16 protein-coding genes and 1 tRNA gene are annotated in these 17,989 nt (G+C 63.0%); 8 read left to right on the top strand and 9 right to left on the bottom strand.

All coding sequences use genetic code 11. The features are described from left to right. Nucleotides 1–13: 13 nt before the first annotated feature. A complete protein-coding gene (locus tag PPUTUW4_RS15430; RefSeq protein WP_015095513.1) occupies nt 14–943 on the bottom strand; it encodes a LysR family transcriptional regulator in 930 nt (309 codons plus the stop codon). Nucleotides 944–1,050: 107 nt separating this feature from the next. On the opposite strand from PPUTUW4_RS15430, the gene PPUTUW4_RS15425 reads away from it, so the two are divergent. Next, nucleotides 1,051–1,803, top strand: a complete 753-nt coding sequence (locus PPUTUW4_RS15425; protein ID WP_015095512.1) for a 3-oxoacyl-ACP reductase family protein — start codon at nt 1,051–1,053, stop codon at nt 1,801–1,803. Between the two features lie 33 nt (nt 1,804–1,836). Beyond that, on the top strand, nt 1,837–2,439 hold the full coding sequence (locus PPUTUW4_RS15420; protein ID WP_015095511.1) for an NADPH-dependent F420 reductase: 603 nt from the start codon (nt 1,837–1,839) through the stop codon (nt 2,437–2,439). A gap of 35 nt (nt 2,440–2,474) precedes the next feature. Here the strand turns inward: PPUTUW4_RS15420 and PPUTUW4_RS15415 are convergent, their stop codons facing one another. Beyond that, a complete protein-coding gene (locus tag PPUTUW4_RS15415) occupies nt 2,475–3,710 on the bottom strand; it encodes an MFS transporter (RefSeq protein ID WP_015095510.1) in 1,236 nt (411 codons plus the stop codon). 133 nt (nt 3,711–3,843) lie between these two features. On the opposite strand from PPUTUW4_RS15415, the gene PPUTUW4_RS15410 reads away from it, so the two are divergent. After that, nucleotides 3,844–4,617 (top strand): helix-turn-helix transcriptional regulator, encoded by a 774-nt coding sequence (locus tag PPUTUW4_RS15410; protein ID WP_015095509.1) that lies wholly within the window; start codon nt 3,844–3,846, stop codon nt 4,615–4,617. Nucleotides 4,618–4,691: 74 nt separating this feature from the next. Here the strand turns inward: PPUTUW4_RS15410 and PPUTUW4_RS15405 are convergent, their stop codons facing one another. The 5 genes from PPUTUW4_RS15405 to PPUTUW4_RS15385 form a co-directional block, all read right to left on the bottom strand. Further along, entirely contained in the window at nt 4,692–5,978 is a 1,287-nt protein-coding gene (locus tag PPUTUW4_RS15405; RefSeq protein WP_015095508.1) for an FAD-dependent oxidoreductase, read from the bottom strand. Between the two features lie 3 nt (nt 5,979–5,981). Then, entirely contained in the window at nt 5,982–7,559 is a 1,578-nt protein-coding gene (locus tag PPUTUW4_RS15400) for an aldehyde dehydrogenase (NADP(+)) (protein WP_015095507.1), read from the bottom strand. Between the two features lie 106 nt (nt 7,560–7,665). Next, nucleotides 7,666–8,613, bottom strand: coding sequence for a dihydrodipicolinate synthase family protein (locus PPUTUW4_RS15395; protein WP_007980532.1), 948 nt, complete (start codon nt 8,611–8,613; stop codon nt 7,666–7,668). Nucleotides 8,614–8,666: 53 nt separating this feature from the next. Beyond that, nucleotides 8,667–9,593: a 4-hydroxyproline epimerase gene (locus tag PPUTUW4_RS15390; protein WP_015095506.1), complete on the bottom strand. Its 927-nt coding sequence runs from the start codon at nt 9,591–9,593 to the stop codon at nt 8,667–8,669. A 45-nt stretch (nt 9,594–9,638) separates the two neighbouring features. Continuing rightward, on the bottom strand, nt 9,639–11,285 hold the full coding sequence (locus PPUTUW4_RS15385; RefSeq protein ID WP_015095505.1) for an APC family permease: 1,647 nt from the start codon (nt 11,283–11,285) through the stop codon (nt 9,639–9,641). A 187-nt stretch (nt 11,286–11,472) separates the two neighbouring features. Between PPUTUW4_RS15385 and PPUTUW4_RS15380 the strand changes: the two genes are divergently transcribed. From PPUTUW4_RS15380 to PPUTUW4_RS15370, 3 genes are all read left to right on the top strand, one after another. Beyond that, entirely contained in the window at nt 11,473–12,267 is a 795-nt protein-coding gene (locus tag PPUTUW4_RS15380; RefSeq protein WP_015095504.1) for an AraC family transcriptional regulator, read from the top strand. Between the two features lie 77 nt (nt 12,268–12,344). After that, on the top strand, nt 12,345–12,725 hold the full coding sequence (locus PPUTUW4_RS15375) for a RidA family protein (protein WP_007980523.1): 381 nt from the start codon (nt 12,345–12,347) through the stop codon (nt 12,723–12,725). A 378-nt stretch (nt 12,726–13,103) separates the two neighbouring features. Continuing rightward, a complete protein-coding gene (locus PPUTUW4_RS15370) occupies nt 13,104–15,092 on the top strand; it encodes a U32 family peptidase (protein ID WP_015095503.1) in 1,989 nt (662 codons plus the stop codon). Between the two features lie 156 nt (nt 15,093–15,248). Here the strand turns inward: PPUTUW4_RS15370 and PPUTUW4_RS15365 are convergent, their stop codons facing one another. After that, nucleotides 15,249–15,677: a hypothetical protein gene (locus PPUTUW4_RS15365; RefSeq protein ID WP_015095502.1), complete on the bottom strand. Its 429-nt coding sequence runs from the start codon at nt 15,675–15,677 to the stop codon at nt 15,249–15,251. Between the two features lie 322 nt (nt 15,678–15,999). Here PPUTUW4_RS15365 and PPUTUW4_RS15360 point away from each other — a divergent pair. Further along, nucleotides 16,000–16,074 (top strand) — tRNA-Gln (locus tag PPUTUW4_RS15360). A gap of 150 nt (nt 16,075–16,224) precedes the next feature. Here the strand turns inward: PPUTUW4_RS15360 and PPUTUW4_RS15355 are convergent. After that, a complete protein-coding gene (locus PPUTUW4_RS15355) occupies nt 16,225–16,887 on the bottom strand; it encodes a glutathione S-transferase family protein (RefSeq protein WP_015095501.1) in 663 nt (220 codons plus the stop codon). 156 nt (nt 16,888–17,043) lie between these two features. Between PPUTUW4_RS15355 and PPUTUW4_RS15350 the strand changes: the two genes are divergently transcribed. Then, on the top strand, nt 17,044–17,976 hold the full coding sequence (locus tag PPUTUW4_RS15350) for a GlxA family transcriptional regulator (RefSeq protein WP_015095500.1): 933 nt from the start codon (nt 17,044–17,046) through the stop codon (nt 17,974–17,976). Nucleotides 17,977–17,989 lie beyond the last annotated feature (13 nt).

Below are 17,989 nucleotides of genomic sequence, written 5' to 3'. Positions count from 1 at the left end.
GCTTTCCCTGAGCTCAACCCTCGCTCCCGGAAAACCTGCGCGCCAGTTGTCGCTGTTCAAATGCCTCGCTGATGAAGTCGATGAACGCCCGGGTCCTGGCCGGCATGAGGGCGCGTGTGGCGAAGTACATGGAAATGGTGCCGGCATCGGCGTACCAGTCCGGCACCAGGCGCAGCAGATCGCCGCGTTCGATCCAGCCTTGCACATCCGCCACGGCGAGAAACCCTACGCCCAGCCCCAGCAATACCGCCTCGCGCACGGCAACGGGATCGTTGACGATGATGCTTTCCCTGACTTGCGCGGGCACTTCCACGCCGGCCTTGTTGCGCATGTTCCAATAACGTACCCGACCGGTCTGGGGGGATCGCATCAAGATGCCTTCAAGGTCTTCGAGTGCGTCCGGGGTCGCGGGGACAGGACGGCCCCGCAGGTAATCCGGTGAAGCGACAGCGATGACATGAGCAGGGGCCAACGGTCGTGAAATGACGCCTTGGGCCAGCTCAAAGCCAGCGCCGATGGCCACGTCATAACCATCGGCGATCAGGTCTACCTGGCGGTTCTCGAAATGCCATTCCGGGCGAATCAACGGATAACGGGCCAGAAACGCCGGTAGCAGGGGCAGCACGTGGCTGATGCCAAAGGTCGGCGCCATGCTCACCTTCAGTTGCCCGCAAGGTTCGCCCTGATCGGTCGCCACTGAACTGATCGCGTGTTGCAAGGCGTCGAGGTTGCCGCCGATGGACGCCAGGAAGTGCTCACCGGCTTCGGTCAATGTCAGCTTGCGGGTTGAGCGATGGAACAAGCGGACGCCAAGGTTGCGCTCAAGCATCGCCACATTGCGGCTGACAGCGGCAGGCGTCAGGGCGAGATGACGGGCAGCGGCTGAAAAGCTGCCGGCCTGCGCGCTACGGACAAAAGACTCCAGATTGGCCAGGGTTTCCATCGCTCACCTGATACGAATACTTGAAAGTGATTTAAGTCATTGCACTCTAATCATTAAGTATTGGCGCGGCCATGATGATTTCACCTTAACCCGAGAGTGAATCCATCATGACGACCCAAACCCTCCCGCTTGCAGGAAAAGTTGCCCTGGTTACCGGCGGCTCGCGTTCGATCGGCGCGGCCATTGCCAGGCGCCTGGCCGCCGACGGTGCGCAGGTGGCACTGACCTACAGCGCCTCGCCGGACAAGGCCCGGGAAGTGGTGCAGGCCATTGCCAGCGAAGGCGGCCGCGCCATTGCGATTGCGGCGGATGCCGGTGAACCGCAAGCGATGCGTGCGGCGGTTGCGCAAACCGTCGACACCTTTGGGCGCATCGACATTCTGGTCAACAATGCCGGCCTGGCCCTCGGCGGCCCGATCGAAGACATCGAGTTCGAAACCTACCAGCGCATGATCGCGGTCAACGTCACCGGCGTGTTCGTGGCCACCCAGGAAGCCGTGCGCCAGATGAAGGACGGCGGCCGCGTCATCCATATCGGTTCGTCGATGACCCGTTATGCCGCATTCCCCACTGCTTCTCTGTACACCCTGACCAAAGGCGCGATCACCGGTTTTAATCGCAGTCTGGTGCGTGACCTGGGACCAAAAGGCATCACGGTCAACACCGTGCACCCGGGCCCGACCGATACCGACATGAACCCGGATGGCGGCGCGGTCAGCGATTTCGTCAAGCCCGGCATCGCTGTTGGCCGCTACGGCCAGCCCCACGAAATTGCCAGCCTCGTGGCCTTCCTCGCCGGCCCCCAAGCGGCCTTTATCACCGGCGCCGACATCGTCGCGGACGGCGGTTTCACGGCTTGATCCATTTCTTTCATTGAACGAGGAATTTTCAACATGACCACCATCGGTGTGATCGGCGCGGGCGCTATCGGCAGTGCTTTTGCCCGGGCAGCGGCAAGCAAGGGGATCAGTGTCATCCTTTCCAACAGCCGTGGCCCGGCGTCGCTGGCTGAGCGGGTCAGGGAGTTAGGGCCGCTGGTCAAGGCGGGCACCCGGGAGGAGGCCGCCGCACAGCCGATCGTGCTGGTCGCGGTGAACTGGTCGAAGTTGCCGGCAGCACTGGCAGGGCTGCCGGACTTCGCCGGACGGATTGTGATCGATGCCAACAACCCGATCGAGGCACCGCTGTTCAAGGGCGTCGACTTGCAGGGCCGGACATCCAGCGCGGTGTTCTCCGAGCTGGTACCCGGTGCCCGGGTGGTCAAGGCATTCAATCACCTGCAACCGCAACTGATTTGCGCCGACCCGGGGAGGGAAGGCGGGCGCCGCGTGCTGTTTTTCTCCGGCGATGACCCGCAAGCCAGGGACACGGTCGGTGGACTGATCAACCGCCTGGGCTTCTTCGGCATCGACCTGGGCGTGCTCGACGTCGGCGCCCGGCTGGTGCAGTTTCCTGGCGGACCTTTGCCGGCACTCAATCTGGTCAGGTTTGCCTGACCAGATTCAGGCGCCTTTCATTGCCGCAACCGCCATCAGCGCCCAGACACCGACGGGCGCTGCCCAGTAGACGGCAACAGGATCGTCAGAATCCCCAGCAGCGGCAGGAATGAACACAGCGTATAGACATACTCGATGCCATGGATATCGGCCAGGTGCCCGAGCAGCGCAGCACCGATCCCGCCGAATCCGAACATCAGGCCGAAGAACACCCCGGCGATCATGCCGACGTTGCCGGGCACCAGTTCCTGGGCGAAGACCACGATGGCCGAGAATGCCGAGGCGAGGATGAAACCGATGATCATGCTCAGCACGCCCGTCCAGAACAGGTCGACGTAGGGCAGGACGAGGGTGAACGGCGCAGCGCCGAGGATCGAGAACCAGATCACCTGCTTGCGGCCGATCCGGTCGCCGATCGGGCCGCCAAAGAACGTACCCGCCGCGACGGCACCGAGGAACAGGAACAGGTACAGCTGCGAACTGGCCACCGACAGGTCGAATTTCTCGATCAGGTAGAAGGTGAAGTAGCTGGTGAAGCTGGCCATGTAGAAGTATTTGGAAAACACCAACAGCGCCAACACGATCAGAGCGAAGGTCACCCGCCGTTTCGAAAGGCCGTGGGTGGCCTTGCTGCCTTGCTTGAGCTTGAACAGGTTCAGGTGATTGCGATACCAGCGACTCAGGCCGTATTGCACGAGGATGGCGAACACCGCGAACAGGCCGAACCAGGCGACGTTGCCCTGGCCATAGGGAATGATGATCGCGGCGGCCAGCAAGGGGCCGAAGGCGCTGCCGGCGTTGCCGCCGACCTGAAAGGTCGATTGCGCCAGGCCGTAGCGACCGCCCGAGGCCAGGCGCGCCACCCGCGAGGTCTCCGGGTGAAAGGTCGACGAGCCAACCCCCACCAGCGCCGAGGCCACGAGAATCGCCGGGAAACTGCCGACCATCGACAGCATCAGGATACCGATCAGGGTGCAGACCATACCGGCCGGCAGCAGCCACGGTTTGGGATGACGGTCGGTGTAGAAACCGATCCAGGGTTGCAGCAATGAAGCGGTGAGCTGGAAGGTCAGGGTGATCAGGCCGACCTGGGTGAAGCTCAAGCCGTAAGTGGCCTTGAGCATCGGGTAGATCGACGGCAGCACGGCCTGGATCAGGTCGTTGATCAGGTGCGCCAACGCACAGGCGCCGATGACGCGCATGACCAGGGGGCTGGCCTGGCTGGCGACCGAGACGGTGGGTGAGGGCGAGCTGAGGGTGGTGGTCGACATAGGCAGGTTTCCGGATAAAAACGCGAGCCGCGAACGCAAGGCGCAGCCAATTTCAGGGTTCGGCGTTATCCTATGGCCCACAAAGTCGCCCGTCTCGCGCAACTCGGGCGCCGACCATCGCAAAAAGGGCGTCATGATCAAGTCATTGCAGACATTTCTTGCGGAGATCGACCAGGGCGATTGGAGTGTTCGCAGCAGTGCGACCGACTACCCGGAAAACTGGTTTATCGCGCCGCATTCCCATGAAAAGCATCAACTGATCTATGCCATCGAAGGCGTGATGGTGGTGCACGCCGCCACCAGCCAATGGACAGTGCCGCCGAGCCGTGGCATCTGGATGCCGAGTGGGGAAGTGCACTGGATTCGCTGCGTCGGGCCGATCAAGATGCGCAGCGTGTTTGTGCACCCCGGCGCGAGCCCGGACCTGCCCGGCGAAACCCGCGCGGTGAGTGTGTCCGCATTGCTCAGTGAGCTGATCAAGGTCTCGGTGGATTTCGATTTCAATTGCAATCCGGACTCGCGGGAAGCACGGGTGCTGCGGCTGATCCTGGATGAACTGACGATCCTGCCGACCTTGCCATTGAACCTGCCGCAGCCCACCGATCAACGGATCAACCAGATCTGTAGCGCATTGCAGCAACACCCGGGCGATGGCTCGACCTTGTCGGACTGGAGCGCGCGGTTGAGCCTCGACGCCAAAACCATCCAGCGCCGCTTCCGCAAGGAAACCGGCATGACCTTCGGCCAATGGCGCCAGCAAGCGCGGCTGCTGCTGGCGCTGGAACGCATCGCCGTCGGGGAGAAGATCATCGACATCGCCGGGGAGCTGGGATACGACAGCCCGAGCGCGTTCACCACCATGTTCAAGAAGCAGTTCGGCAAGACGCCGAGTGATTTTTTCAGGTGATGAAAAAGGGGGACCTTCCAGAAAAGAACCTCCTGCCGTGCCGCCCAAGTCGTCAGTGCCCGCGGCCGTTGTCCTCAGAAACGATCAAGCGTGTACGGCGCAGTCGCCGGTAGGCTGTGAGGCTGAACGTCGGTCAAGGGTGAGGCCATTTGCGCGATCATCTCCGCCGTGACCGCCGCCTGGGTCAACCCCAGGTGCTGGTGGCCGAAGGCGAGCAGGACCTTGCCGTCGCACACCCGGTCGATGATCGGCAGGGAGTCGGGCAAGGAGGGCCGGAAACCCATCCATGGCGTCGCTGCTTCGGCACTCAGGTCGCGCTTGAACAGGCCTTTGCTCAGGCGATGCAACTGCCAGGCGCGCTCCATGGTCGGCGGGCACTCCAGGCCGGCGAATTCAACGGTCCCGGCCAGGCGCAGCCCGTCTGCCATCGGCGTCATGATGAACTTGCGCTCCAGTGACGTGACGGCGAACGGCAGGCGCCCATGTTCGTGGGGCAGCATCAGGTGATAGCCGCGCTCGGTGTCCAGCGGCACCTTCTTGCCGGTCAGCGTGGCCGTGAGTTTCGCGGAGTGCGCGCCGCAGGCGATCAGCACCTGACGGCTGGTGAGCCGGCCTTGATCGGTGATCAACGACACGCCGTGTGCATTCAATTGCCCGCCCTCGACCCGCAGCTTGAGGAACTGCACGCCGCTGCTTTTGGCCGCGCGGACCAGTTCGCCAACCACCCGGAAGGGGTCGAGAAAGTGCCCGGTGCGCGGGAAGAACAATCCACCCTGGATCTGCTCGCTCAGTTGCGGCGCCGCATCGCGTACCGCCTCGGCCTGCCAGAAGTCCACCGACACCTGCTGCTGGCGCATGCGCACCTGTAGCGCCTCGATGGCCTGTTGCGAGTCGGCGCGCTCGAACACCAGCAATGAGCCGTCTTCTTTCATCAGTTCGGGACGGTCGATCGCCTGCAGCAAGCGGTGCCAGGCACCCAGGCTGCTTTCATTGAGCGCGCGGATGCCGGCCACGGTGCGCTGGAACGGCGCCGGGCGCAGGTTCAGCAGCAGGCGTGCGAACCAGGGCAAGGCCCGGGGCATGTATTTCCAGTCCAGGCGCAGCGGGCCCATCGGGTCCATGAGCATGGCCGGCAGGCGCTTGAGGATGGACAGGTCGGCGATGGGGAACACCTGTTCCGTGGCCAGGTGCCCGGCATTGCCGAACGAGGCGCCGCGGCCGGGCTCCTGTTGATCGATGACCACCACCCGCCGGCCCTGGCGAGCCAGGCGCAGGGCGCAAGCGACGCCGATGATGCCGGCACCGACCACGGCAATGTCTGCTGCTGTTTGCGAATGGTTCAAAGGGGAATGGTTGGACATGGCCTAGGCTTCTCTCTGGCCGTCGAGCAGGCGACGCAACTGCAACGGGTTGCCGTGCTTGAGGGCGGCCGGCAACAGGGCATCCGGGAAGTCCTGATAGCAGACCGGGCGCAGGAACCGCAGGATGGCGGCGGTGCCGACCGAGGTGCTGCGTGCATCGGACGTCGCCGGGAACGGGCCGCCATGGACCATGGCGTCGCACACCTCGACCCCGGTCGGCCAGCCATTGACCAACAGGCGCCCGGCCTTGCGCTCCAGGGTCGGCAGCAAGGCGCGGGCGCTCTCCACATCGCCGTCGTCCAGGTGCAGGGTGGCGGTCAGCTGGCCTTCAAGGTGTTCGATGACCTGGCGGATTTCCTCGTCGCTGGCGCATTGCACGATCAACGATGCGGCGCCGAACATTTCCGCCTGCAGCGCCGGGTCGGCGAGAAAGTCACGGGCCTGGGTGACGAACAGGTGGGCCTGGCACTGGTTAGGCGTTTCGCCCCTCAGGCCGGTGGCCACCGATTGCGCGTGTGCATGTTCGAGCAGCGCGCCGACACCGGCCTCATAGGCGTTGAAAATACCGGGCGTGAGCATGGTCTGCGCCGGGCTGCGATTTACATGATCTGCCGCTGCATCGATGAAGCGCTCAAGCGCCGGGCCTTGGCGGGCAATCACCAGACCCGGGTTGGTGCAGAACTGGCCGGCGCCTTGGGTGAGGGAGGCGACGAAGCCTTGCGCCAGTGTTTCGGCTCGCGATTGCAGGGCCGCCGGGAACAGCAATACCGGGTTGATCGAGCTCATTTCCGCATACACCGGGATCGGCTCGGGGCGCGCCTGGGCCGCGCTGCACAAGGCCATGCCACCGCTGCGCGAGCCGGTGAACCCCACGGCCTTTATGCGCGAATCGCTGACCAGGGCGATGCCCACTTCGCGGCCGGAGCCGAACAACAGCGAGAACACGCCTTCGTGCAGCCCGCACAGTTTGACCGCACGGGCCAGCGCTCGGCCCACCAGCTCACTGGTGCCGGGGTGCGCGCCATGGGCCTTGACGATCACCGGGCAACCGGCGGCCAGCGCCGACGCGGTGTCGCCACCGGCAACCGAGAAGGCCAGGGGGAAATTGCTGGCGCCGAATACCGCCACCGGGCCGAGCGGCACCTGACGCTGACGCAGGTCCGGGCGGGGCAGGGGCTGGCGTTCCGGCAGCGCGGAGTCGACCCGTACATCCAGCCACTCACCGGCCCGCACGGTGCGGGCAAAGGTGCGCAACTGCTGGCAGGTACGGCCCCGTTCACCCTGGATGCGCGGGCGTGGCAGGCCGGTCTCGGCCACGGCGCGGTCGATCAACTCATCGCCGAGGGCTTCGATTTCACTGGCGATGGTTTCGAGGAATTCGGCGCGTGCGTCCAGGGATGTCGCGCGATAGCTGTCCAGGGCACTCCACGCCAGGGCGCAGGCCTGTTCGACGTGTTCGCCGCTGCCACCGCGATAGGCCGGTTCGAGGGGCAGATCAGTGGCCGGATCGATGCCGCGGATCGCTTCGCGGTTGCCGGTGATGGCCTGCTGGCCGATCAGCATGTTGCCTGTCAGAGTCATGGTGTTTCCTGAAAAAAAGAGGGGAGGCGTTTGCGAAAAAACGCCGTACCGCCGTGGGCGAAAATAAAAGCGGCGCACTCTGGCACGCCGCTGTACAGGCCGGACGTCAGGCGAAGTCCTGCTCGGCCGACCACTGCTCGTACCACTGGCGGAACAGCGCGTACTGGTTCTCGGCATAACGACGCTGGGCATCGCTGAGCGCATCGGTTTCGTTGAAGTGCAGGCTGTATTCCTTGTCGCCGTTGAGCACCATCAGGTGCTTGTAGTAGAGCACCAGGTCGCAGCCCTCATCGAAGGACGACAGCACCGCCAGTGCCGATTCCAGCTCCCGCGCCTGACGACGGGCCTTGGCGTCGCCCTTGGCCGCCTGCTTGCTCAGGGCCACCAGGCGCAACACTTCGCGCGGCAGTGCGTTGCCGATGCCGGTGATGGCGCCGGTGGCGTTGCAGTTGACGAAGCCATGCACCACCTGGGTGTCGACGCCGACCATCAGGGTCACGTCATCGTCCTTGGAGGTGATGTGCTCGGCCGCGTAGCGCAGGTCTGCCGCACCGCCGAACTCCTTGAAGCCGATCAGGTTCGGGTACTCGCGGCGCAGTTCGAAGAACAGGTCGGCGCGGGTGGCGAAGCCGTAGTAGGGGCTGTTGTAGATCACCGCCGGCAGGCCCGGGGCGGCCTGGAGGATCGCGGCGAAGTGGGCTTTTTGCGCGGTGGCCGAAGCGCCGCGCGACAGCACGCGAGGGATGACCATCAAGCCATGGGCGCCGACCTTGGCCGCGTGGGCCGCATGGGACACCGCTTCGCGGCTGTTGACGGCACCGGTGCCGACGATGGTCGGCACGCCGGCGGCCACCAGGCGCGCCACGCCTTCCTGACGCTCGGCTTCGGTCAGCAGCGGCCAGTCACCCATGGAGCCGCAATACACCACCGCGCTCATGCCAATGTCGATCAGTTCGCGACCCTTGGCCACCAGTGCGTCGAAGTCCGGCTTGCGCTGGGCGGTGCACGGGGTCATCAGGGCAGGGATGCAGCCAGTGAAAATGTTGTCGCTCATTGTGTTGTCACTCCTTGAAGCGTTCATTCAGATTTAGGGAAGAGACGTGGGGCTCAGATGCCCCACGCAAAGGGGTCCTGTTCGTCGATCAGCAAGGTGCTGTCGGCGGTCATGTAGGCACGGCCAGTGATGAAAGGGATGATGCGTTCGCCTTCCCACTCGAAACGGCCGACGAACTGGCTGGCGGTGATGCTGGCCTGGACCCAGCGTTCACCGGCGGCCAGTTTTCCGTCCGCCGCCAGGCACGCCAGTTTTGCGCTGGTGCCGGTGCCGCAAGGCGAGCGGTCGTAGGCCTTGCCGGGGCACATGACGAAGTTGCGGCTGTCGGCGTGGTCGTCGTCGGCGAACAGTTCGATGTGGTCGATCAGCGCGCCGTCTTCACCGTGGATGCCCTGATCCTGGAGGGCCTTGAGCGTGGCCCAGGTGTACTCGGTGAGGAACTCGACGTTGTCCATCTGCAACGCCTGACCGTGGTCGGACACCAGGAAAAACCAGTTGCCGCCCCAGGCGATGTCGCCGTACACGCGACCATGTCCCGGCACGTCGACCGGCACCTGTTGGCGGTAGCGGTAGGCGGGCACGTTGCGCAGGGTGACGTTGCCGTCCTCATGCAGTGTGGCGCTGACCGGGCCGACCGGCGTATCGATCTTGTGCTCGCCGGGCTGGATGTGACCCAGGTGCTGCAGCGAGTTGACCAGGCCGATGGTGCCGTGACCGCACATGCCGAGGTAGCCGGCGTTGTTGAAGAAGATCACGCCGCAGGTGGCATCCGGCGACACCGGTTCGCAATACAGCGCGCCCACCAGCACATCGTTGCCACGGGGCTCCAGCAGGCAGGCGCGACGCCATGGGTCATGCTGCTCGCGAAAGGTGTCGCGCTTCTCGGCCATGGTCCGGCCGGACAACTGGGGCAAGCCCGACATCACCAGGCGAGTCGGCTCGCCGCCGGTGTGTGAATCAATGACATGTACTTTTTTCATAAACCTTCCTAGTGGAAAAACTCAGAGGTTTTGCAGGTCTGAATTTCAGCGAGAGGTCTGGACGGACGCACCAATCGGGCGCTGGCCTGTGGCCGTGCCGCTGTAGACGGGAACGACCTCTTCTTCACCTTCCTCGGCTTCCAGGCGAACCAGATGCGCCGGCACGCCGGTGGCCGCGCCCCAGTAGTAGATGCCCATGGCACAGGCCGCTACGACCAGGGTGTCGAAGGGATGGGTGAGTACGCCCATGCCGCCAAAACTGCCAAGCCAGGACAGCACGATGGTCACGGCATAGAAGCCGATCAGCCATGCCGAAGAGCGCACTTGCTGGGCCAGGCTCAGGTGTTGGGTTGGCACGAAACGACCGCACAGCAGGTACACCACGAACATCAGGATCTGCAGACCGAGCAGCCAGGAAACGGTGTTCCAGCCGGACCAGTAGACGATCAGCGCGGCGATGATGAATGACAGCGGACCGAGCACGCCCATGCGCTTGACCTTGAACGGACGCGGCATGTCCGGCGCATTGCGGCGCAGGGCAGCCACCGACACCGGGGCGACGGCGTAGCTCAGCACCAGCGCGGCGGAGACCACGTTGATCAGGGCTTCCCACGAAGGGAAGGGCAGGGTCCAGAACACCGACAGGGCAAAGGTCAGCCACAGCGCCGGACGCGGGATGCCGGACTTTTCGTCAATGCGGGTGAAGACCTTGAAGAAGGTGCCGGTCTGCGCCCAGCCGTAGATCACTCGCGGAGTCGCGTTCATGTAGATGTTGCCGCAACCGCTTGGGGAGATCACCGCGTCGGCCACCACCAGATAAGCCAGCCAACCCACACCCAGTGCCAGGGCGATGTCGCGGTAGGGCAGGGCCAGTTCCTTGGCCACGCCGGCCCAGCCGTTGGCGAGCATTTCGGTGGGCACGCCGCCGAGGAATGCCACTTGCAACAGCACATAGATGGCGGTGGACAGCAGCACGGAGAGGATCAGGGCAATGGGAATGGTGCGTTGCGGATTTTTCACTTCGCTGGCCACCGAGATGATCGGCGTCAGCCCCAGGTAGGCGAAGATGATGCCGCCGGCGGACACCGCCATCTCGACGCCGGACAGCCCGAACGGCATGAAACCCTGGGACTGGAAATTCTCTGGTTTGAAGAAGGTGAACAGCACGCCGATCACCAGCAGCGGCACGATGAACTTGAACAGGCTGATCAGGTTGTTGGCCTTGGCGAAGGTTTTCACGCTGTAGTAGTTGAGCATGAAGAACAGGCACAGCAGGCCGAACTGCACCAGCCAGCCAAGCGCCGTTGGATTGCTGGAACCGGCCTGGGTCAATGCGGGAAACCACGCCGCGGCGTACTGGCGCGCGGCGACCACCTCGATGGCCACCAGACTGGAAAACGCGATCAGCGTGATGAAGCCCATCAGGTAGCCCAGCAGCGGGCCGTGTGAATAAACCGGGTAGCGAATCACACCGCCGGCACGGGGCAATGCGGCGCCGAGTTCACAGTAGACGATGCCCAGCAGCAGCACCGCAAAACCGCCCAGCAGCCAGGAAAAAATCCCCGCCGGCCCCGCGATGGCGGACACGTGACTGGCTGCGAACAGCCAGCCGGAGCCGAAGATCGCCCCCAGTCCGATAAACGTAAGGTCTATCAACGAAAGTTGTTTTTTGAACTTGCCTTGGCCTGACATGGCATCGCCTTCTTGTGAGTTATTGGATAGGCAGGTGTGCACTTCAAATCGCCCTTGTCGGTTTTGCCGGGGAGGGCGGTGGCCATAGAGTGAACTTGGCGGCGTGCTCGCGATTGATGTTTTGCTTGGGTGTCGATGACGAAATCAGCACAATGGGAACTGTCTGATTTTTGCGAGGGGCCGGTGGATGACTCAGGATGCGTTTGCGCTGTTGTGCCAGGGCGACGACTCGAACCGCCCCGAATCCATCGAGCAACTGCTGGCAGGTGTTGCGCTTCTGTTGCCGATGCTCGATGTCATTCCGAATGCGGCGATCTTCATCAAGGATGTGCAGGCGCGCTATGTCATGGCCAACCGCACGCTGGTGCAGCGCTGTGGCTTGAAGCAGCTCAAACCCTTGCTGGGGAAAACCAGCGCCGAGGTGTTTCCCGAGCAATTGGGGCCCGGGTATACCGAGCAGGACCGGCGGGTGCTGGAACAGGGTTTTGTCCTGGAAGACCAGCTGGAGTTGCATCTGTACGGCAGCCGCGAGCCGGGCTGGTGCCTGACCCATAAACGACCCTTGTATAACCGTCGAAATGAAATCATCGGTCTGGCGGGGATCTCGGTCGACCTGCAATCGGCCAGCGACACGCACCCGGCGTACCAGCGCCTGGCGGCGGTGGACGAGCACATTCGCGCGCATTTCAACCGTCGCATCACCCTCGGCGAGTTGACGCGCATCGCCGGGATTTCAGTGGCGCAACTGGAGCGCTACTGCAAGCGCGTGTTCCACCTGACGCCACGGCAGATGATCCAGAAGGTTCGCCTGGAGCATGCGCATCGGTTGCTCCACACCGATGTGCCGATCACCGAGGTCGCCCTGCAATGCGGCTATACCGACCACAGCGCGTTCACCCGGCAGTTCAAGGCCTTGACCGGCTTCACCCCGCGCCAGTACCGCCAGGCCACCGGTCACGGGCAGCCGAGCGCTGCGCATTAGCGACGCGCCGGAAATGGCCCTGTAAACTGGCGGCGCAAAAGGCGCTCGCCTTACCCTTTCAAGCAAGAGAAATTCCAATGGCAAACCACGACCTGACCTTTACGCCTGACCTCGATGCCGATTCGATTTCCTCCGACGTCGTCGGTTTCGGCGGTGTGCTGGTCTCCACCCAGATCCCCACCCGTGCCGACGGCAGCCTGGAACTGGGCGACATCACCCTGCAAAGCGAATGCACCCTGCAAGCGCTGAAGGTTGCGCTGGAACGTGCCGGCAGCTCCATGGACCGCGTGATGCACCTGACCATCTACCTCACCGACATGGCCGACCGCGCCGCGTTCAACGAGGTCTACAAGCGCTACTTCGCCAAGCCGTGGCCAGTGCGCGCGGCTGTCGGGGTTGCCTCGCTGGCGGTTGAAGGCATGCGCGTGGAAGTGACCGCGATGGCGGCCAAGGCCTGATCGCTGCGATACACAAAAAACCCCTTGTGGGAGCGAGCCTGCTCGCGAAAGCGGTGTGTCAGTCGCCATCAACCTTGACTGTCATACCGCCTTCGCGAGCAGGCTCGCTCCCACAGGGGATGTTGGGCATGGGCTAAATTTTTTGGTCAACGCCGATCAAATGTAGGAGCGAGCTTGCTCGCGATGAACACAAGGGCGACGCGTGCATTCAGAATGCCCGCGTCATCGTTAACGTCCATCGCGAGCAAGCTCGCTCCTACATGGATTCAGGCAGGGTAGATCTACCCAAGGCCACCACCGGGCAGCATACGGGTGCCGGTCGGGCGTTTCGCCGCTACAATGCACGCCTCGACCGTGACAAGCCTGACTAAAAAAACTATGTCTTTGCCCAAACATCACCTGGAATTGCTCAGCCCTGCCCGCGATGTCGCCATCGCCCGCGAGGCTATCCTGCATGGTGCCGATGCCGTGTACATCGGCGGCCCGAGCTTCGGCGCCCGCCACAACGCCTGCAACGAGGTGAGCGAGATTGCCGAACTGGTGGAATTCGCCCGTCGTTATCACGCGCGGATCTTCACCACCATCAACACGATCCTGCACGACAACGAACTGGAGCCGGCCCGCCAGCTGATCCACCAGTTGTACGACGCCGGCGTCGATGCGCTGATCGTCCAGGACCTGGGTGTGATGGAACTGGACATTCCGCCGATCGAACTGCACGCCAGTACCCAGACGGACATCCGCACCCTGGAGCGGGCAAAGTTTCTCGATCAGGCCGGATTCTCGCAACTGGTGCTGGCCCGCGAGCTGAACCTCAAGGAAATCCGCGCCATCGCCGACGAAACCGACGCGGCCATCGAGTTCTTTATCCATGGCGCCTTGTGCGTGGCGTTTTCCGGTCAGTGCAACATTTCCCACGCACAGACCGGGCGCAGCGCCAACCGCGGCGACTGCTCCCAGGCTTGCCGCCTGCCGTACACCCTCAAGGACGAAAAGGGTGGGGTGATCGCTTACGAAAAGCACCTGCTGTCGATGAAGGACAACAACCAGAGCGCCAACATCCGCGCGCTGGTCGAGGCCGGCGTGCGCTCGTTCAAGATCGAGGGCCGCTACAAGGACATGGGCTATGTGAAGAACATCACCGCCTACTACCGCCAGCGTCTGGACGACGTCCTCGAAGACCGCCCGGACCTGGCCCGGGCTTCCAGCGGCCGCACCGCGCACTTCTTCCTGCCCGACCCGGAAAAGACCTTCCACCGTGGCAGCACCGATTACTTCGTCACTGACCGCAAGATCGATATCGGCGCCTTTGACTCGCCGACCTTCACCGGTCTGCCGGTGGGTGTGGTCGAGAAGGTCGCCAAGCGCGACATGCAGGTCGTGACGCACGAGCCGCTGTCCAACGGTGACGGCCTCAACGTGCTGGTCAAGCGTGAAGTGGTGGGTTTCCGCGCGAACATCGCCGAACCCAAGGGCGAATTCGAGGAGGACGGCAAGAAGCGTTATCGCTATCGCGTCGAGCCCAACGAGATGCCGGAAGGGATGTACAAGCTGCGCCCCAACCATCCGTTGAATCGCAATCTCGATCACAACTGGCAACAGGCGCTGCAAAGGACCTCGGCCGAGCGTCGTATCGCCCTGAGCTGGGTCGCTCGCCTGCGCGAAGAACAGCTGGAGCTGACCGCGACCAGCGAGGAAGGCATCAGCGCCAGTGTCACGCTGGCCGGCCCGTTCGGCGCGGCCAACAAGCCGGAGCAGGCGCTGGAGCAATTGCAGGATCTGCTCGGCCAGCTGGGTACCACCCAGTACCACGCCATCGACATCAAGCTGGATGCGCCGCAGGCGTTCTTCATCCCGAACTCGCAGCTCAAGGCCTTGCGCCGCGAAGTGATCGAGGCCTTGACCCAGGCGCGGGTTGCCGCCCACCCGCGCGGCAGCCGTAAAGCCGAAACCACGCCGCCGCCGGTGTACCCGGAGTCGCACCTGACCTTCCTGGCCAACGTCTACAACCAGAAGGCTCGCGACTTCTATCACCGCCATGGGGTCAAGCTGATCGACGCGGCCTACGAGGCCCACGAGGAAGCCGGTGAAGTGCCGGTGATGATCACCAAGCACTGCCTGCGTTTCTCCTTCAACCTGTGTCCGAAACAGGCCAAGGGCGTGACCGGCGTGCGCACCAAGGTCGCGCCGATGCAGCTGATTCACGGCGATGAAGTGCTGACGCTGAAGTTCGATTGCAAACCATGCGAAATGCACATCATCGGCAAGATGAAGGGCCACATCCTCAATCTGCCGCAACCGGGCAGCGTGGTCGGTCACATCAGCCCCGAAGACCTGCTCAAGACCATCCCGCGCGCACCGCACTGAGTGACCGGCAAGCGCGCCGCAACGGCGCGCTCGCCATTTGCTCCAGATCCAGCGAAAGGGCGTCCTCGTTTGTAGTTTTTTCGTTTTAAGCGCGGAGCATGGCCTGTTTTTGCTGGAATCCAGACGCTGGCGACAAATCCGCAGCTGCAGTCGACGCTACCCGCAGGTCTCGAGGACGGCTTTTTCAGCTCGTTTGAATTCCTGTTTGATGTCGGTGGGGATGCGTTGCTTTTTGAGTTCCTGGCCGAGGAAGGGTTGATCGCTGCGGGAGTGGACCTCGGCGTCTTCGGCCGTTATCTGTGCTTCGATGGCCGCGGCGTGCTTGTCGATGACGGCATTGACCTCTGCTTCGTTCCTGGCCGTATCAAGTGCCAGGACCAACTGGCCAGCCTCGGCTTTTTCGGCCTCGGCATAGGCTTCGACCGTCAACCCGGAGGCCAGGGCCCGCGCCTGGGTTTCCAGGCTGTTGAGATGCTCCCGGGCGGCCCTGCAGACCGCTTCCTGTCGCTGGCTCTCGATGTGTTCCCAAGTGTTCAGTCCATAAATCGCGGCCCCGACCACCAGGATGGTTGCAAAGGTGCCCATCAATTTGCCTTTCACATTTTGCGCCCTCAAATGACAAAGGAGGGGTGTTGAGCAAACGATTTCCGATTCCATCCCCTAAAGGAAAAGCGTAGCAGACGTGATCGAGCCGAATGTGCGCCGAGCACTTCCCGGGGACTTGGCTGAACACTAAGCATCTGTTTTAAAAAACAAATTGTTTTATTGGGGCTTCCCATACGAGGCAAAAGTTGGTAAATTGCCGCCCACTCTTGCACAGGCCCTCAGGGAGCCTGTAACGCAAGCAGGCAGCAGCGCTTGTTGCCACTCAAGAAAGCGAGTGCCTGGCACTCATCGCAACAGATACAGGGGCGTCGCCAAGCGGTAAGGCAGCAGGTTTTGATCCTGCCATGCGTTGGTTCGAATCCAGCCGCCCCTGCCATTTTTTCTTCCTGCTCAATCAGAAAACACTCGGCCGACGGTTGTTATTCGTCGATTCGTCGGTTTTTTGCGCTCGTTACTCATGTTCCGGATGTTCCCTCGCAAACCCGCGTGCAGCCAAGGCTTGCGCAAGGTCTTTGTGCACGAGCCTCTAGCGAAAGCGCTCCGGGATGGCCTCGGCAAACGGATACCAGGCAAACCAGGGCCTTGCCTCGTCGATCACCCGCTTGACCGAGGGCCTTTCGGTCAACCTGTCGAGATAAGCGCGCAAGTGGCGATGATCGTCGGCAAAGGGGACGAGGGTGCTGGCGTAGAACAGCGCCGGGGCGGCGGCGCAATCGGCCATGCTGAATGCCGGACTGGCCACCCAGGTTCGTGCCGTCAGTTGCCGTTCAAGCAGGCCGTACGCCGTTGTCAGCGCGGCGCGCTCGCGGGTCAGGTCGCCGTTGGCGGCGTTCAGGCGGTCAGCGACGATCTTCTGCATCGGCACCTGGACGTGGAGGTCGAAAAAGCGATCCCACAGCCGCACTTCCAGGGCGGCTTCCCAATCGTGGGGAATCAGGTGCGCCTGGCCGGCATGGAGCCGGTCCAGATATTCAATGATCACACTCGACTCCGGCACGTTCTTTTGCCGGGTGTGATCGCGAAGCACCGGGAACTTGCCGATCGGCCACAGCGCTTGAAGTTCGCCCCGGTCGGCGTCGTTGCCCAGGTCGATAACCCTTTTTTCAAACTCGATGTCCAGTTCATAGAGGGCGATCAGTGCTTTGTGGCAGAACGACGAGAGCGGGTGGAAATAAAGAGTCAGTGACATCCTTCCATTCCTCGGTGAGATGCAAACCGCTTCATTATCCGTCGCCATCGGCCAGTGCGCGAGGCGCTCCATCATGATGTCCGGTGCGGGCTGTTCGGGTTAGAGTACAGATCCTGGCCTGAATATCAGGCATGCCACGTTCAGGGTCATACCGCCATGCACCAGATCGGACTCATTGTTTACCCCGGTTTTCAGGTTCTGGGGCTGGCCATGTGTGCCGCCTTCGAATTGGCCAACAGTGCCGGTGACGAACCGTTGTACCGCATTGCCTTGTTGTCCGAGCCGGGTGGCCTGGTGCAAACGTCCGCCGGTTTTGCCGTGCAGACCGAAGCGTTCGACCAGCGCGCGTTCGATACGCTGCTGGTCCTGGGCGATAACCTGATCCGCCCGACCACTGCGGGCATGCTGGCGTTTTTGCGCCGCGCCAGTCACGGCACCCGACGCCTGGGCTCGATTTGCACAGGGGCGAATGCCTTGGCGGAGGCGGGTTTGCTTGATGGCCGGCGGGCAACCACCCACTGGGCGCATGTGCCGGCCTTTCGCAAGGCGTACCCGAACGTGAAGGTCGAGCAAGACCGGATCTTCGTCAATGATGGTCATCTGTGGACGGCGGCGGGCATGAGCGCGTGCGTGGACCTGGCGTTGGCGTTGGTGGAGCAGGACCTGGGCGCCGACCTTGCACGCAAGGTGGCGCGGCAGTTGGTGGTGTACCACCGGCGTTCCGGCGGCCAGTCGCAGTTTTCAGTGATGCTGGAACTGGCCCCCAAGACCGATCGGATTCAGGCCGCGCTGAACTACGCCAGGCAGAATCTCAAGTCTGCGCTGTCGGTCGAGGAGCTGGCCAGCGCGGCCAATCTCAGCCCCCGGCAATTCAGCCGGGTGTTTCATGCCGAAACCGGCCAGTCTCCGGCCAAGGCCATCGAAAGCCTGCGGGTCGAGTCGGCCCGGTTGATGATGGAAACCGGACGGCACTCCATCGATGTGGTGGCGACGGACACCGGTTTTGGTGATCGGGAGCGGATGCGCCGCGCTTTTATTCGTGCCTTCGGGCAGCCGCCGCAGGTGATTCAGCGGGCCAGTCGGGGTTGATTTGTTGATGTCC

It is taken from the genome of Pseudomonas sp. UW4 (genome assembly GCF_000316175.1).
Classification (GTDB): Bacteria; Pseudomonadota; Gammaproteobacteria; order Pseudomonadales; family Pseudomonadaceae; genus Aquipseudomonas; species Aquipseudomonas laurylsulfatiphila.
The sequence above is the reverse complement of the archived record's forward strand: the minus strand, read 5'-3'. Positions and strand labels throughout refer to the sequence as shown.